At 65.0% G+C, this 16,744-nt stretch carries 14 protein-coding genes; 6 read left to right on the forward strand and 8 right to left on the reverse strand.

Annotation, left to right across the window (positions count from 1 at the left end):
- The first annotated feature begins 7 nt into the window (after positions 1-7).
- On the forward strand, positions 8-922 hold the full coding sequence (locus VGN46_RS16410; RefSeq protein ID WP_331645143.1) for a DUF4097 family beta strand repeat-containing protein: 915 nt from the start codon (positions 8-10) through the stop codon (positions 920-922).
- A gap of 104 nt (positions 923-1,026) precedes the next feature.
- Here the strand turns inward: VGN46_RS16410 and VGN46_RS16415 are convergent, their stop codons facing one another.
- Positions 1,027-1,989 (reverse strand): hypothetical protein, encoded by a 963-nt coding sequence (locus VGN46_RS16415; RefSeq protein ID WP_331645145.1) that lies wholly within the window; start codon positions 1,987-1,989, stop codon positions 1,027-1,029.
- A 263-nt stretch (positions 1,990-2,252) separates the two neighbouring features.
- Between VGN46_RS16415 and VGN46_RS16420 the strand changes: the two genes are divergently transcribed.
- Positions 2,253-5,147, forward strand: coding sequence for an EAL domain-containing protein (locus VGN46_RS16420; protein WP_331645300.1), 2,895 nt, complete (start codon positions 2,253-2,255; stop codon positions 5,145-5,147).
- A 135-nt stretch (positions 5,148-5,282) separates the two neighbouring features.
- Here VGN46_RS16420 and VGN46_RS16425 read toward each other — a convergent pair whose 3' ends face one another.
- Entirely contained in the window at positions 5,283-6,203 is a 921-nt protein-coding gene (locus VGN46_RS16425; protein WP_331645147.1) for an Hsp33 family molecular chaperone HslO, read from the reverse strand.
- 104 nt (positions 6,204-6,307) lie between these two features.
- Here VGN46_RS16425 and mtgA point away from each other — a divergent pair, with 104 nt between their 5' ends.
- The 3 genes from mtgA to VGN46_RS16440 are packed head-to-tail and all read left to right on the forward strand — an operon-like array spanning position 6,308 to position 8,509.
- Positions 6,308-7,048, forward strand: a complete 741-nt coding sequence (gene mtgA, locus VGN46_RS16430) for a monofunctional biosynthetic peptidoglycan transglycosylase (RefSeq protein WP_331645149.1) — start codon at positions 6,308-6,310, stop codon at positions 7,046-7,048.
- A gap of 8 nt (positions 7,049-7,056) precedes the next feature.
- Positions 7,057-8,031 carry a glycosyltransferase family 2 protein gene (locus tag VGN46_RS16435; protein ID WP_331645151.1) on the forward strand — a complete coding sequence of 325 codons (975 nt, stop codon included), beginning with the start codon at positions 7,057-7,059 and terminating at the stop codon, positions 8,029-8,031.
- A gap of 49 nt (positions 8,032-8,080) precedes the next feature.
- Positions 8,081-8,509, forward strand: coding sequence for a CBS domain-containing protein (locus VGN46_RS16440; RefSeq protein ID WP_331645153.1), 429 nt, complete (start codon positions 8,081-8,083; stop codon positions 8,507-8,509).
- On the opposite strand, the gene VGN46_RS16445 is transcribed toward VGN46_RS16440, so the two are convergent.
- From VGN46_RS16445 to VGN46_RS16455, 3 genes are read right to left on the reverse strand one after another with little or no spacing between them, the layout of a single operon-like run.
- Positions 8,506-9,780, reverse strand: a complete 1,275-nt coding sequence (locus VGN46_RS16445) for an NTP/NDP exchange transporter (RefSeq protein WP_331645155.1) — start codon at positions 9,778-9,780, stop codon at positions 8,506-8,508. The genes VGN46_RS16440 and VGN46_RS16445 overlap by 4 nt on opposite strands.
- A 46-nt stretch (positions 9,781-9,826) precedes the next feature.
- Positions 9,827-11,704 (reverse strand): M48 family metallopeptidase, encoded by a 1,878-nt coding sequence (locus VGN46_RS16450; RefSeq protein WP_331645157.1) that lies wholly within the window; start codon positions 11,702-11,704, stop codon positions 9,827-9,829.
- A gap of 15 nt (positions 11,705-11,719) precedes the next feature.
- Positions 11,720-12,301: a LemA family protein gene (locus tag VGN46_RS16455; protein ID WP_331645159.1), complete on the reverse strand. Its 582-nt coding sequence runs from the start codon at positions 12,299-12,301 to the stop codon at positions 11,720-11,722.
- 54 nt (positions 12,302-12,355) lie between these two features.
- Here VGN46_RS16455 and VGN46_RS16460 point away from each other — a divergent pair, with 54 nt between their 5' ends.
- Entirely contained in the window at positions 12,356-13,669 is a 1,314-nt protein-coding gene (locus VGN46_RS16460; protein WP_331645161.1) for a serine hydrolase domain-containing protein, read from the forward strand.
- Between the two features lie 109 nt (positions 13,670-13,778).
- On the opposite strand, the gene VGN46_RS16465 is transcribed toward VGN46_RS16460, so the two are convergent.
- The 3 genes from VGN46_RS16465 to gcvH all read right to left on the reverse strand — a co-directional run bounded on the left by VGN46_RS16465 (position 13,779) and on the right by gcvH (position 16,558).
- Positions 13,779-14,810, reverse strand: a complete 1,032-nt coding sequence (locus tag VGN46_RS16465) for an energy transducer TonB (RefSeq protein ID WP_331645163.1) — start codon at positions 14,808-14,810, stop codon at positions 13,779-13,781.
- A 251-nt stretch (positions 14,811-15,061) separates the two neighbouring features.
- On the reverse strand, positions 15,062-15,718 hold the full coding sequence (metJ, locus tag VGN46_RS20305) for a met regulon transcriptional regulator MetJ (protein ID WP_345786191.1): 657 nt from the start codon (positions 15,716-15,718) through the stop codon (positions 15,062-15,064).
- Positions 15,719-16,153: 435 nt separating this feature from the next.
- Positions 16,154-16,558 (reverse strand): glycine cleavage system protein GcvH, encoded by a 405-nt coding sequence (gene gcvH, locus VGN46_RS16475; protein ID WP_331645165.1) that lies wholly within the window; start codon positions 16,556-16,558, stop codon positions 16,154-16,156.
- Positions 16,559-16,744 lie beyond the last annotated feature (186 nt).

Raw genomic sequence — 16,744 nt, forward strand, 5'->3', positions numbered from 1 at the left:
CCATCCCATGAAAACGCTCTATGTCACTCCCCTGCTGCTGGCGCTGTCGATCGGTCAGGCGCTTGCCTCGACGCCGATCAACCTGTCGAAAGACATCCGGCCCAACGCAAAGATCAGTATCGACAACACCAAGGGTGAAGTCACCGTCACCGCCTGGGACAAGAACCAGATCCAGGTTACCGGCACGCTGGGCGATGGCGCCCGGCCGCTCGAACTGGATGGCGATGGCAACAACATCGATATCCGGGTCGATACCGACCACGGCGACGGCAAGCGCGGCTGGTTCGGCAGCTGGGGCAACGACACCCGCATGCAGCCCACGGTATTGAACGTGCGCGTGCCGAAGGGCGTGCAACTCGAGGTCAACGTGGTCAGCGCGCCCGTCAGCATCGATGGCCTCGATGGCGGCAAGGTCGAGGTGGATTCGGTCAGCGGCCGCATCCGCGCCAACCTGCGCTCACCCGAGGTGAGCATGCAGACGGTGAGCGGCACCATCGACCTGGCGGGCAGCGCCGGCAAGGCCGATCTACAGACCGTCTCCGGCGACATCACCGCGCCCTCGATCAGCGACAAGATCGAAGCGCAGACGGTGTCGGGCCGCATGACGATCGGTGGCGGCCCCTGGAAAGACGCGAACTTCAGCACCGTGTCGGGCGACACGAAGATCCTTGGCGGGATTTCCGAGGGCGGCAAGCTGACCGTGGATTCCATGAGCGGCGACGTCGAGCTGGGCCTGCCGGGCAATACCTCGGCGCGGTTGGAGGCATCGACCTTCAGTGGCGACCTGCGTAGCGACTTCGGCACACCGACGAAGGGCGATGATGGCCCGGGCAAGGAACTGAAGACCACGATTGGCAGCGGCAGCGCCCACATCCACCTCGAAGCCTTCAGCGGTGATGTGAAGATCCGCCGCGGCAACTAAGGGTAGGAGCGCGCTTGCGCGCGATGGGTGCTCGACGCGCCCCCATCGCGCGCAATCGCGCTCCTACAGGCAAGAAAAGGCCGCGAATGTCGCGGCCTTTTTCTTTAGAGATCCTGGTGGTACTGCACGTACGGCGTACGTGACTGGTCCGGTTCGCGGATGTTAGGCCCGGTGGAGGGCTCACCCGAGCCTGACGACCAGACATTCTGCGCGCCGACCGAGAGTTCGCCGCGCCACGGCAAACGGAAGGTGACACCGAGGTCGATGGCATTCCAGCGGCGATCCGCGTTGAGCGCGTTCACCGTACCGGCTTCCGGCTGCATGGTCCGGCCCGTGATGGCACCGTAAAGCGGGCCACGATCGACACCCAGGCTTAGCGACTTCTGGTCGACCGCACCCATACCCAGCAGATTGCCCGGGGTAAGGCGAACTCGGCCCACGCTGGCGCCGAGGTCGATGCCACTGCGACCGCCGAGTTCGAGGCGACCGTGGGCGTTCAACTCCGTGCTCGACGAGAGCGCACTGAACGGCAGGCCCGAGGCCGTGGTCAGCCCCGACACGACACGCGGTAGCGCGGCACCCGCGCCGTTGGGACGCGACGAGCCCACGCCGATACCAAGGCTGTAACCCGAACCACTATAGGTCGCGCCCACTTCACTGCCCACGATGCGCGGCGGCGCACCCGGCGAGCTGCAGCGATCGCCACTGCGTGCGGCGGCGGCAGGCGTACCGCAGGATTCGGTGGAATTGATCCAGCCCTGGCCGGTGACGTTGGCGTGCGCGGATACCCGCGGACCAAGGTCGTACTGCAGGCCGCTGGAGAGGAACGGGCCCGACTGCACCGGGCGGACGGCCAGCGCGCTCGTCGGGTTCACGCGATCATCGGCGGTCGCGGAAAGCTGGCGGCCGTCCTGCGTTCGCCAAAGCGTCACGGCGGTCTGGCCACCATCACCCTCGACGGGCGCGGCCAACAGACGGGCCGGAGAGGTATCCGAACCCACCGGCACGACCTGCCCTGCCGCAACAAGCGGCATGAACAGCAGTGTGGTGAGCAAGGACTTACGCATGATGACCGTATGGGCAGTTGGCTGGCTTTCCCCGTCCTCCCGCACCAGCCTTGGCGGGGAGGTTGGAGCATACCCCATTTTACTTTTTACTAACACCCTGTCCGGGCCACCTTAAGAAAAAAGATTAGCTGCCGTTTATGACATTACAGGGGGAAGCCATGGGGGTGGCGCAGACGGCGTGAGACTGGCGCTGCGGCGCCCCGTCGCGCCTCGGACTGAACGCATATAGACTGAACCGACCACGACCGGAAACCATGCAAGCGATGACCATCGCTCCATCACAAAGCACCTCGCTGCAGGCGCCCGGTTCGGCCGAGATCGAGCCCTTGCACGACGCCGTGGAGCGCCTTTTGCGGGCGGCCGACGCCGAGAGCGTGCGCAACGAATGCGAGGCTTTCGCCCGCTGCCTGCTGCCCGAGGCGCGTATCGCCTGGCGCGAGGCCGTGGCGGAGCCCGAGCACGGCTCCCACGTCGTGGAACTCGGCAGCGATCCGCAAACCGAACGATTCCTCGAACTGCATACCACCGAGCAGGACGCGGCCCCCTGGGGCGACATGACCGTCTGGCTGGGCCGGCTTGCATCGGCACGCCTGCGCCAGCTTGCCGAAACCGCCAATCTGTACGAGGCCATCTCGCGCCTCGCCCTGGCTGAACGGCTGCAGCGCGCGCTCTACGCCATCGCCGAACAAGCGGGCGCCGAGCACAACATGAACGACATGATGAGCGCGCTCCACGGCATCGTGGGCAGCCTCATGTACGCCGAGAATTTCTTCATCGTGCTGTACGACGCGCAGAACCGCACGGTGCGCTTCCCGTACTTCGTCGATTCGGTCGACCCGGATATTCCGGATCCCGAAGGCATCCGCCCTATCGAAGCGATCGAGAACACGCTGACCTGGCATGTGCTCAAGAGCGGCAAATCGATGATGGGCGCCAGCACCGAGCTGGAAAAGAATCTCCCGGGTCCGCGCGTACCTATCGGTCCGCCCAGCGATGACTGGCTGGGTGTGCCCATGAAACGCGGCGACGACATGGTCGGCGCGCTGGTGGTCCAGAGCTACCGCCCGGATACCCGCTACACGCAGAATGATCGCGAGTTGCTCACTTACGTGGCGCAACACGTGCAGACCGCGCTTGAGCGCCGCCAGGCCCACGAGGAGCTGGAGCGCCGCGTCACCACGCGCACCGCCGCCCTGCGCGAAGCCAACCGCGTGCTGCGCCAGCAGGTGTTGCAACGCCAGCGCGGCGAACGCCTGCAGGCCGCGTTGTTCCGTATCGCCGAACTGGCGAATACCTCGGACAGCATCGAGAATTTCTACGCCGCCGTGCACCGCGTCATCGGCGGCCTGCTCTACGCGCGCAACTTCTATATCGCGCTGCTTTCCGAAGACCAGAACAAGCTGACCTTCCCGTATTCGGTGGACGAACTCGATGGCGTGCGCGAACCGCGCGAGTTGGGCCGTGGGCTCACCGAGTACGTGCTCCGCAACGGCAAGGCGCTGTTGGCCGACCGCGAGGAAATCGATCGCCTCAACCGCGACCAGGTGCTTTCGACCAGCGGTGCGCGCTCGCTGCACTGGCTTGGCGTGCCGTTGATCTGGAACGAGAAATCGATGGGCGTGCTCGCCGTGCAGAGCTATACGCCCGAACACACCTACAGCGCACGCGACCAGGAGTTGCTCACCTTCGTGAGCTACCACATCGCGAATGCCCTGCAGCGCAAGTACACCACCGAGTCGTTGAAGCAGGCCTACGCCAGCCTCGAACGTCGCGTCACCGAGCGCACCCGCGCGCTGGCCCTGGCCAACCGCGACCTGCGCGAACAGATCGCCGAGCGTGAACGCGTCGAGCGCCGCCTCAAGTACGAAACCCTGCACGACTCGCTCACCGGCCTGCCCAACCGCACGCTGCTCCTGCAGCGTCTGGAGCAGGCGCTGAACCACTTCCGCGAGACCCCGACGGATCTGTTCGCGGTGCTGTTCATCGACCTCGACCGCTTCAAGGTCATCAACGATTCCGTCGGCCACCTGGTGGGCGATGACCTGCTCTTCCAGGTTGGTGGCCGCGTCCGCGCCTGCCTGAAGACCCGCGACGTCGTGGCACGCCTCGGCGGCGACGAGTTCGCCGTGCTGGTGGAAGGCATTACCGATCCGCAGGCCGCTACGCACATCGCCGAGCGGATCATCGCGCAGCTGCAGACGCCGTTCCGCCTGGGTGCCAAGGAGATTTTCACCTCGGCGTCGATCGGCATCGCGCTACCCACGCTGGACTACACACGGCCGGAAGAGCTACTCCGTGACGCGGATTCGGCGATGTACCGGGCCAAGGCCGAAGGGCGCCACCGCGCGGCGGTGTTCGACGACCGCCTGCGCCGCGAAGCCTTGCTCTTGCTGGAGCTCGAGGGTGATCTGCGTCGCGCCATCGCGCGCAACGAATTCGTGCCGTTCTTCCAGCCCATCGTGGATCTGGAAGACACCCGCGTCGTGGGCTACGAAGCCCTGCTCCGCTGGCGCCATCCCGAGCGTGGCCTGCTCCCGCCTGCCGAGTTCCTGGCTGTGGCCGAAGATACCGGCTGCGCCGAGGCGATCGACTGGCAGATCTTCGAACAAGTGGCCCGCCAGGCGCGCGCACTGACCCGCGACGAAGGCTTCATCAGCATCAACGTATCGGGCAGCCACTTCCGCTCGCCCAACCTGGACCAGCGCCTGCTCGATCTTTTTGCCGAGCATGAAGTTCCCGCGCGCTGCATCCGTGTCGAAGTGACCGAGCGCGCCCTGCTCGAAAATCCGGCCCAGGTGAAACGCATCCTCGAGAACCTGCGCCACCACGGCGTCGGTGTCGCGCTCGACGATTTCGGCACGGGCTATTCGTCGCTGAGCTACCTGCATCAGTACCCGATCGAAACGCTGAAGATCGATCGCTCGTTCATCATCGAGCTGCCGGCGGAAGATACCGAGGGCCATAGCACCGCGGTGGTTCGCGCCATCCAGGCACTGGCCAACTCGTTGCGGATGCAGGTGATCGCGGAAGGCATCGAGACCGAATCGCAGATGCGTGCGCTGCGCCGCATCGGCTGCCGTTTTGGCCAGGGTTTCCTGTTTGCGCAGCCGGCACCCGCGAGCAAATGGCTGGGGTCGCCACTTTCGCTGGATGCTTAGGGGCCGGCTTCATCGCTTCGTTGGCTATCGCGCGCAAGCGCGCTCCTACAACGTCGCCGTAGCCGTCTGACCGTTACCCGGTGAAGGTTGCCGCGACCTTGTAGGAGCGCGCTTGCGCGCGATGCTCTTACGGGCTTACTGCAGCGTACTTGGTGCAGGGGGCGTATCCGGCCCGGCCAGCACCTGCTCCGCGTCCACGCGATCGAACGTATAGCGCGTGGCACAGAACTCGCAGATCACTTCGATCTCGCCGTTGCGGTCGTCCAGCGTGGCGTGTACCTCGTCGCGACCCAGCGCACGGAGCATGCCTTCCACCCGCTCACGTGAGCAGGTGCAACCGAAGGCCAGCGGACGCGGGTCGTACAGGCGCACCTGTTCCTCGTGATACAGCCGGTACAGCAGTTCTTCCGGCCGAGTGGCAAGCATTTCACGCGCGCCAAGCGTCTCCGTGAGGTGACCCACGCGCGCCCACGCATCGTCATCGGCGTCGGCCGCGCTATGGCCGCCCTCACCCGGCACGGGCTGGAGCATGAGGCCGACGGCATGGTCGCCATCGGCCGCCAGCAGGATGCGCGCAGGCAGCTGTTCGGAACGATCGAAGTAGCCCTCGAGCGCTTCGCTGATCGACGAGGTACCGTCCAGGGTAACCACGCCCTGGTAACGGCCCTTTTCAGCGTGGCCTACCGTAATCGCCAGCATCGCTTCATCGAGTGTGCCAAGGTCCACGATGTGGCTGAGCGCATCCGGATCAAAGCGCGCCAGGCCACGCACTCGGCCCTGGTCGGTGGTTTCGGCGAACAACAGGCGCACGGCACCCTGGCTCTTGAACTCCAGTGACAGCGTCCCTTCGAACTTGATATTGCCGGTGAGCAGCGCGCTCGCGGCGACGGCCTGGCCCAGCGTGCTACGCAAGCCTTCCGGATATTCAACGCGCGATGCGATCTCCTGCCAGCTGTGGCCCAGCCGCACGAGCACGCCGCGCACGCCCGCTTTCTCGAGCATGAAGCGGTGCAGCACGTCGTCGGAAACGAAGGTTTCGACAAGGGAATCGGTCACGGTGGTCTCCTGGTGATCCGACGAAAGATGGGGGCGCGACCGCTGGCCGACAAGCCCGGCACGATTGGCCCTTATACTGCGCCATCCTTCGTCATCGCGCCGCCATGTCCCCGACGCCCCGCTCGCTGCCACGCCGCATCGTCCGCCTCGTCGCCACCCTGGCCGTCGCCTGGCTGGCCCTCTCGTGGCTGGTGGTGCTGGTCCTGCGCTTTGTCCCGCCGTGGACCAGTGCTTTCATGATGGAGCGCCGCGTCGAAGCCGCCCTTTCGGGTGAGAAGGATTTCACGCTACGCCATCGCTGGGTGCCGTGGACTGAGATCTCCCCGCAGGTGGGCATCGCCATGGTGGCGGGTGAGGATCAGAAGTTTCCGTACCACCACGGCTTTGACGTCGATGCGATCCAGGATGCGATCGATGCGGCGGATGAAGGCAAGCGCCTGCGCGGCGCGAGCACCATCAGCCAGCAGACCGCCAAGAACCTGTTCCTGTGGAATGGGCGCAGCTTCATCCGCAAGGGTCTCGAGGCCTGGTTCACCGTGTTGATCGAAGCAACCTGGCCCAAGCGCCGGATCCTCGAGGTGTACATGAATACGGTTGAGTTGGGGAATGGCGTGTACGGCGTGGGGGCCGCAAGCGATACATATTTCCATGTCGCGCCATCGCGCCTGAGCGTGACCCAGGCAGCCCGTCTCGCCGCCGTGCTGCCCAACCCGCGGCGGCTCCGCGTCGATGCGCCCAGCGCCTACGTGATGCGCCGTACCGCATGGATTTCACAGCAGATGGGCCAGTTAGGCGGCCCTGCGTATCTCACCCGCCCCGCCCCTGTCTCGGGGCGTATCCGATGAGTCATTCCATGTCGTATTCGCTTGCCGTTATCGTCCCCGCGTACAACGAAACCGAGGTCCTGGAGCGCTTCCACGCGCGCCTGGCCGGGGTTCTCGATGGCATGGCGGTGGACGCCACGGTGATCTACGTCGACGATGGTAGCAAGGACACCACCTGGGAGATCATCGACCGCCTCGCGCAGGCGGATACGCGGATCACGGGCCTGCGGCTTTCACGCAACTTCGGCAAGGAAGCCGCGATGACCGCGGGGCTGGACGCCGCCGATGCGGACGCCGTCGTACTCATTGATGCCGATCTGCAGGATCCGCCTGAGCTCATCCCCGACCTGGTCGCGCGCCTGCGCGAAGGTAACGATGTCGTCTATGCCACCCGTGCGGACCGCGCCGGTGAAACCCGCCTGAAGAAATTCACCTCGGCCGCCTTCTACCGGGTGATGGATCTCGTGTCGGATAACCCGATGCCCCGTGACACGGGCGATTTCCGCGTGCTCTCGCGCCGGGCGGTGGCCGCGCTGGGTGAACTGCGCGAGCGCCAGCGCTTCATGAAAGGGCTCTTCGCCTGGATCGGTTACCGCCAGGTCTCGCTGCGCTACCAGCGCGACCCACGCTTTGCCGGCGACACCAAGTGGAATTACTGGCGGCTTACCAACCTTGCCGTGGAAGGCATCACCTCGTTCTCGGTGGCACCCCTGCGCATCGCCACATGGCTGGGCCTGTCGACCGCGCTAGGTGCCTTCCTGTACGGCTTGTGGGTCATCCTGAAGGTGATGCTGTGGGGCGATCCGGTGCGCGGTTACCCCACCCTGCTGGTGGCGATCCTGTTCCTGGGTGGCGCGCAGCTGCTCGCGCTAGGCGTTATCGGCGAGTACGTCGGCCGCACCTACGCCGAGAGCAAGCGCCGCCCGCTGTACTACGTGGAAGACCGCCGCGGCAGGGCCGGTCCTTCACCCGGACATGACCCCCAAGGCCCCCGGCAGGCGTAGACTGCACATATCGCGGCGATGCGCGCCGCGCCCATCCGGGGAGTCGAGCATGCAGCAGGTCAAGCATCTCCTGGGAACGAAAGGTCGGGAAGTCTACGCCGTGGCACCCGATGCCTCTGTCTACGAAGCCGTGCGACAGATGGCCGACAAGAATGTCGGCGCCCTCGTGGTCCTGAAGGGCAGCGAGCTGGTCGGCATCATCTCCGAACGTGACTATGCGCGGAAAGTGATCCTCAAGGATCGCTCGTCGCGCGATACGCCCGTCGCCGACATCATGACCGCGAGCGTCATCACCGTGGCGACCGATGCCACGGTCGACGAATGCATGCGGCTGTGCACGGATGGCCGGCTCCGCCACCTGCCCGTCGTGGATGGCGACCGCGTGGTCGGCGTCGTCTCCATCGGCGACCTGGTCAAGGCGACGATCAGCGAGCAAAAAGAAACGATCAACCAGCTCGAGGCCTACATCACCACTTAGTCCTCAAGCTGCTCCGGCAGCAGGTCAGGCGAGGTGGCGGCCCGACGCGCCACTTCGGTAGCGACGGCGGCAAGCCCCGCACATACCAGGCCGATGGTGGCGATACCCACGCCTGCGCTACGCGCGGCGGTAAGCGAGGTCGTGACCAGCAGGTCGCCGAAGCGCCACACCGCCGTCTCGATGAAATTCTTGCCTTTGTACCGGGCCTCGCGCGGCATGCGCGTATACAGCGAATCCGAGGCGGGTTTGGTCATGCCGTAGGTGATGCCGCGGCTGCCCACCATCACCAGCGCGATCAACGGCATGGTGTAGCCGAACACACCGAAGTCCACGGGGCCAAAGTACGCCAGCGCCCCCAGCAGGATGAAGTTAACCAGCGTCGGCACGACCATGGCCCATACGGCACCCAGGCCGCGCAGGATCAGCGGGGTGAGGGTCAGTTGCAGCACGGCCCCCATGCCATTCACCCACAGGTCCAGGTTCGCATAGAACGCGGTACGCACGGCATTGTCGAGGAAATGTACCTTGGCGTAATCGGCCACCAACGCATAAGCCAGGGTGCCAATGCCATCGCTAAGTAGCATGAGCAGGGTCATGTAGCGGAGGAACGGCTGCGCGAACGCAGACTTCGCGCCCTCCAGGATCGAGCCGCCCACCGGCGCCTCCGACGCGGCACCCTCTTCGCCCGGCTGCGACGACATCGCCAGCAATGCGGCCAGGGCGGCCAGCAGGGCGATCGCTGAGATCACCAGCATCGCCGGCACGCCGAGGCGCTCGACGAGCAAGCGCGTGATGAGCGGCCCGACCAGGGCGCCGCCCATGCCGCCAAAGGCGATGAACGGGAACGCGAGACGCGCCTGGCGGCTGCGGTAGATATCAGCCATGACGCTCCAGAACAGCGACACGACAAACAGGTTGAAGACGCTTACCCAGACAAAGAACACGATGCCCAGGGTCTTTGCGCCAATGCGATCCTGCGCGACGAAGGCGGGTACGAAGGCGACGAGGCAAACCACGAAGGCCAGGTAACTGGTGCCGACCATGCGCTTACGCGGAAAGCGTGCGACGAGCCAGCCAAAGACCGGGGTCAGCGCGAGCATGACGACCAGGACGACGGCATAGAACCAGGGCAGCGACGCCGACCCCACCGCGCCAACAAGCTGGTCGCGCAGCGGGCGAAGGACGTAATACGAGGTCATCACGAAGAAGAAAGCGATGATCGAGAGCGCCAGGGTGGCGCCTTCGTTCCGCGGGGATCGGCGTGGGTTCACGGTGGCCGGCGGTTTGGGTGGGGGCCGCGAAAGCCTAGCACGGGTGTTATGCGCCGCGTGCTTCGTCCACGAACTCTGGAGGAAGCGGGCAACCGAGGCTGGCGCAGATCGCGCGCAGGCACTCCGCCTCGGCGACCGTCACCACGCCGTCGGCGGCGATAGCCAGCCATAGCCCGCGCACCACCAGCTCTTTCGAGGCTGGGTTGCATCGCGAAAGCTCGATCACGGCACCATCGAATGCGGTACGCCAATCCGGTACGGGCGGCATGACCGCATTCGCATCACCAAAGGCCTCGTACTGGGCCAGGCGCCACGCGCGTAGCGCGGCGAGTGGATCGTCGGTACCAAACTGCGCCACGACCACACACAGGCGGCTGTAAGCGTCACGGGCATCGCGCAGCTTACGCTCGCCCGGTCGGGCGGCGCCGCGCGGATCGTCCATATTCACGAGGCGCGCCCGCAGCAGCCGCGATAGCGCGTACTCGAACAGGTCGATCTGGCTATCCGCCATCGCGAGTTCACGCGCCAGTTTCAACAAGGCGTCACGGGCGTCGGGCGGCAGGCCGCGTAGCGCCGGGATGCACAAGTCGACCAGCGGAAGGCGCGCAGCGGGCTCCAATGCCGCCGCCTGCGGCTGCAAGCCCAGGGCCAGGCTGGATTCCTGCTCACCCAGCGCCGCGTGCAGCGCGGCTTGCTGGCGCGCCACGACATCGCTGTTACCCGCGGGCGCCAGCAGAAGGGCGGCCACGAGTGCGCGCGCACCACCGGGATCGCGCGCCGCTGCCACCAGCACCGCAGGCAATGCCGCGCGCAAGCTGCTAGCGCGAGCCAGGTCACGCGACTCAGCGGTGCCCACGCGGCTGGCCACGGCCGTGGCCGCGGCACCCGCGAAGCCGCTCGCCGCCGGGGTCTCGGCATGGGTATCCGCCGTTGGCATCGCAGCAGACGCGGCGATGTCCGCCAGATCCTTCTCGTGGAAGCTCGGATCCAGCGCCCGGATGCGCTCAATGATCGGCGGATGCGTGGCGAACCAGAAAGAACCACCCGAAGCCTCGCCGAACAGCATGTGCGCCACCTCCGCACGTTTCGGCGACGACAGCGTCGAGCCGCCTGGCAAGCCCGCGATTTTCTTCAGGGCACCCGCGAGACCGCGCGTCTGCCGCGTGAACTGCACCGCCGAAGCATCCGCCAATGACTCGCGCGAGCGCGAGACGCCTGCCTGGATCAGCCGCGCGAAGAACAGCCCGATCGAGCCCACCAGCCATAAGCCCAGGCCAAGCAGCGCCACGACGCGCACCGAGTTATCACGCCCGCGGCCCGTGAAAGCCATGGTCTCGCGGCCGATCACGGACAGCACGAGGACGCCGAACAGCAACCCCATCAGCCGGATATTCATCCGCATGTCGCCGTTGAGTATGTGGCTGAACTCATGGCCGATGACGCCTTGCAACTCATCACGATCGAGCTGGTCGAGACAGCCGCGGGTGACGCAGATCGCAGCATCGTCTGGCCCGTAGCCGGCAGCAAATGCGTTGATCGCCGGCTCGCTCTCCATCACGAACAGGCGTGGCACGGGTATGCCCGCCGCGATCGCCGTTTCCTCAACCACGTTGCGCAGGCGGCGCAGGGCGGGATCGTTCGTCGCCGGGTCCACGGGCACGCCGCCCAAGTCGCGGGCAACCACGGCACCGCCCGCCGCCAGACTGCTGATACGCCACAGCATCGCACCACCGATCACCAGCATGACCATGGGTGTGGTCACCGCCACCCAGACGAGCGGCGGCGTATGTCGCGAGAACAGGGAGCCGGCGGCATAGGCCACCGCGTCGAGGGCGAACACCGTACCGAGCACCGCGAGCACGAATAACATCACGAGCCAGCGGCCTGTACGCCGCGACTGCTCCTGCCGCTCGAAGAAATCCACGCGCGTGCGTCGCGGTTACGTGAAGGAGACCTTCGGTGCCTCGCGCATGGCGGGTTGTTCGATCGCAAGCGGCTCAGCCGCAGGAAAACCGCCGGCCACCAGCGAATTGGGGAAGGTCTCGCGCCGGTTGTTATAGGTCATGACAGCGTCGTTGTACGCCTGCCGCGCGAAGGCCACGCGATTTTCCGTGGACGCGAGTTCTTCCGAAAGCTGCATCATCGTCTGGTTGGCCTTCAGGTCCGGGTAGGCTTCCTGAAGCGCGAACAGGCGGCCCAGGGTCTGGCCCAGGGCGTTTTCACTTTCCGCCACGCGCTGCATTGCAGCAGCCTCACCGGAATGACCCTTCGCTGCCGCGAGGCCCGCCACAGCGGCGTTTCGCGCCTGCACCACGGCCTCCAGCGTACCGCGTTCATGCGCCAGATAGCCCTTGGCGGTTTCCACCAGGTTCGGAATGAGGTCGTGACGCCGCGTTAGCTGGACGTCAATCTGCGCGAAGGCATTCTTGTAGCCATTACGCGCCGTCACCAATCCGTTGTAGATGCTGACGAAGTACACGACAATGCCAATCACGATGATCAGCAGTACGATCAGTGCCATGGTTCCCCTTCCCTCCGCGGCGTGCCCCCACGCCTGATGTGCCGCGAGAATAGCATGCCGTTCCGTTCCGCCCCCCTGCTCGTCTGTGCGCTTGCCGCTGCCCTTGCCACCCCCATCGCCCTCGCCGCACCCCCGCCGAAACCGCCCGTGGTGCACGTGGATCCCGCCGCGGCGAAGATTCCCGCCGATCGCGTGAAGCAGACCGTCGAGGACTACAAGCGCTGGCTGGATTCCGCTGAAGCGCGCGATGCCGCGCCGGCGCTCGTCACCGCCGTCATCGTGGACGACAAGGTCGTCTACGAGCGCACCATCGGCTATGCCAACGCGAAGACCAAGGAGCCGGTGACGCCGGAGACCGTCTTCCGCCTGGCCTCGCTATCGAAAGCCTTTGCGACCGGTGTGACCGGCGTGCTCGTGAAAGATGGTTTCCTCAGCTGGGATACCAAGCTCACCGACACCCTGCCGTACTTCAAGCTGAAGGATGCGCAGGCCGGCGAACAGGCCACCGTGCGCGATATCCTCGGCCAGCGCCTGGGCCTTCCGCGCAATACATACGATGCCATGCTCGAGGCCGATGCCCCCTACGAGGAGCTGGTGCGCAAGCTGGACGAGGTCGATCTCTCCTGTAAGGTCGGCGCCTGCTACGGCTACCAGAATGTCGCCTTCAGCATGATCGGTGACGTGATCTATGCAACGACCGGCGATTACTTCTTCCGCCAGGTGGAGCGGCGCATCTTCGGTCCGTTGGGCATGACGACGGCGAGCTACGGCCGTGATGCGCTGGAGTCCAGCAAGAGCTGGGCACGCCCGCACCGTGGCGGCCCGCATAACTGGATTCCTTACGAACCCAACGACGCTTACTACCGTGTCGCTCCCGCAGCGGGCGTCAACGCAAGCCTGCGCGACATGGAGCAATGGTTGATGGCGCAGATGGGCGGGCGCCCGGACGTGCTGCCGACGCCGTTGCTCGACGTGCTGCACGCCCCAGGCGTGGCCACGCCCGGTGAGGAGCACTCGCAGCCCTGGCGGCGCGCGCGGGTCACCGATGCGCATTACGCGCTGGGCTGGCGGGTATTCACCTACGCCAACGAAGATCTGGTCTACCACGCGGGCGCCGTCTCCGGTTACCGCACCATGATCGGTTTCTTCCCGAAGTACCACGCAGGCGTGGTCACCATGTGGAATGCGGCCGCACCGATTCCAGCCGGCCTCATGCCCATGGTCTTCGATGACCTGCTCGGCTTGCCGCACGTCGACTGGGCCGGCGTCGAGGGCAGCGTCCACGCGGCTCCTGCCGCGAAGGCCGCGCCAGTGAAGTCCAAGGCCAAACCCACCAAGAAGAAAGCGGCACCCAAGAAAAAGAAGTAACCCACCTGTAGGAGCGCGCTTGCGCGCGATGGGTCTTGCCGCCACCCCGATCGCGCGCAAGCGCGCTCCTACAGGGGGCAAAAAGAAGGCCCCGTCGGGGCCTTCTTTGTTAGCGACCGAGGTTGAACTGCAACCGTCGGCGCAAGGTCACCGTCATGGGTTCGCCGTTGCGCATGGCCGGCTTGAACTCCCACTTGCTGACCGCGTCGACCGCCGAGCGATCAAAGACATGCTTCGGCTGGGCATCGACGACGTTCACATTGCTCACCACGCCATCGGCGCCCACGGTCAGCTCGACGTCCACCCAGCCTTCCTGGTTGGCGCGCATGGCTGCGGTCGGGTAGCGCGGGTTCACCTGGCGGACCAGCACCGCATCGGTGATGGCTTCACCATCCGCCGCGCGAGCCGGTGCCGGGCGTGCGACGGCCGCGGCCGGCTGTGCCGCCTGCTGTTGCTGTGCCACGCGTGCGGCCTGGTCGTGCGCCGCCTGCAGGCGCTGGGCCTCCGCCGCCGCTGTCGCCTGCTGCTCCGCCTGGAGCTTCGCATTCGCCGCTGCATTCTGCTGGGCCAGCTGAGCCTTCTGAGCGTCCTGCGCCTGCTGCTGTTCGCGATCCAGCGTCTTGCGCTGCGCATCCAGCTTCGAACGCAGGATGGTCAGCGTGTAGTTCGCCGGGTCCGCCTTCGCCAGCAGGTCGATCTCGCGCTGGGCTTCGTTAAAGTCACGGGCGTTGATGGTCTGCTCGGTGGCTGCCGCGCCGTACGAGAACGTCTCGCGTAGCGCATCCGCGGCCACGGCATTGCCGGGCTGCTTCTGCAGCACCTTCATATAGAACTCGAACGCGTTGTTGCCGGCCGGCGCCACCAGGCGCTGGTCGTTCATGGCCGTGCGTGCCTCGGCAAGCAACTGGTCCACGCTCAGCGCGTCGACGTTGGCTGGCGGTGCCTCACGTGAGGCGCCCTGCTTGGGCGCATTCGTCGCGCTCTGCTGGGCCAGGCCTACGTTGGCATCGTGGTACGGCTTGATAATGAGGAAATACGCAGCCACGCCCAGCACCACCACAATAATGAGGACGGCGAGCGTGACGGGATTGATGGCACCGCGCATGCGGTGGCGCACCGGGAATCGATGACGGGTATCCATGGCGCGGGACTGGACTCCGGAATAAACGCGCGCCCCCTGATGGCTTGACGCGCGGAACCCCCCGTCCCACGCAGCGCGTGGCAGGAAAGGTAACCGTAATGGGGTCTTGATGCCAGTCCGCTGGCCTAGGAGCTTTTCCATAAATGAATAACCCCGGCCAGGCCGGGGTCAAGTTTCGAAGTGGCTCCCCGCGCTGGGCACCGCGGGGAGCTAATTCGCAAACAGCTTTCTTATTAGAAGGTGACGCTTGCTTAGGCCTTCGGGGCCTTCGGCGCGCGGGGGGCCTTCACAGCCTTGGGGGCCTTGGCAGCCTTGGTCGCACGAACGACCTTGGCAGCGGCGACCTTCTTGCTGGCAGCCTTACGCGGTGCAGCCTTACGGGCAGCAGCCTTCTTCGGTGCAGCCTTGCGAGCAGCAGCCTTCTTCGGCGCTGCCTTACGGACGGCCTTCTTAACAGCCTTCTTGGCGGCGACCTTACGGGTCGAAGCCTTCTTCACCGCAGTCTTGCGGGCAGTCTTCTTGACCGCAGCCTTGCGGGCGGTCTTCTTCACCGCAGCCTTGCGGGCGGTCTTCTTCGCCGGTGCCTTGCGGGCAGCCGTGCGCTTCACGGTGGACTTCTTCGCGGCCTTTTTGGCGGCGGACTTCTTGGCAGTGGCTTTCTTGGCAGTGGCCATGGTTCGTCTCAGCTCCTCATCAGTTGGCAGTGGTTGCCCAGTAAAAGCATGTAGGAACGCTTCAACCAGCAAATCGCTGTTCGTCGCGTGCCTTAAATTGTTGACCTGTCGGCGGGTCCTTTCATCTGAAAGCAGGCGGAGGATGTGCAGCGGAATCGATACTGTGATCTTGCGTACCGCTCCCGCTTTTGAACCATGCTCCACATACGGTCGGACGAATTCTGGTGTTTCCATTTCCGGGTTCCCCGTCAATTGACGCAAAAGCTATTCCTGAACAAATCCGCTGTCAATAAATTTTGGCACTAAATTGAAGACGTTGCGGATACATCACACGAGCCCGAGGGGCGTCGGGACATAACCGAGGGGAGATTTTTCGACCCTCCCCATTCCGATATTCGTTACTGCGCGAATCATTTTTCTTTATTCAACGCATTGAGAAAACGTCTTAAATAAAGGCATTTCGTGAACCGTTTTCCGATTCGCGTATCGACAGCGCGTGCGACATCTAACGTCCGCGCGGTACCTCCGCCGAGTGCCCCCGAGGGGTGCTCGCGGGGATGAACGGCACTCAACTGAGGGCCAAAAAAAAATTTCCCAAAAGGGGCGCCGCGGACAAAAAAATGCCGGTCGAGGACGACCGGCACCAGGTTGAAGCGTTCCGACCGAGGGTCAGTGATCTTCGTCTTCGATCTTTTCGGCGTATGCGTCGGGCGTCAAAAGACCGTCGACTTCGCTCCGGTCGCTGTACTTGATCTTGAAGATCCAGCCTTCGCCGTACGGGTCGGAATTGATCGTCTCCGGTGCGCCGTCGAGCGCCTCGTTCACTTCGACCACCTCGCCCGACATCGGCGAGTAGATATCGGAGGCAGCCTTCACCGATTCCACGACGGCGACGCCCTTTCCATCGCCACCCTCGACGGTGCTACCCACTTCCGGCAATTCGACATACACGAGGTCGCCAAGCGCACCCTGAGCATGGTCGGAAATGCCCACCGTGGCGGTGCCGTCGTCGTTGATGCGTACCCACTCGTGGGACTTGAGGAAATGCAGGTCGCCTGGGATTTCATTGCTCATGGGCTAGGCCTCGTAAGGGTATGGGCAGGGGTAACCGCATCATTGTACCGGTCCACGCGTGGCACGGAACCCTGCCCTCCTTCACAGGCGGCGCCTGATGCCTATCGGCGACACACCGATGCAAATGTCTCGCTCGGCCGACGTCCTGTGTAGGCGCAGGGCGACAGCGAGGGAAGGGGCATGCCT

Origin of the sequence: Luteibacter sp., from assembly GCF_036500425.1 — a bacterium.
Lineage (GTDB): Bacteria > Pseudomonadota > Gammaproteobacteria > Xanthomonadales > Rhodanobacteraceae > Luteibacter.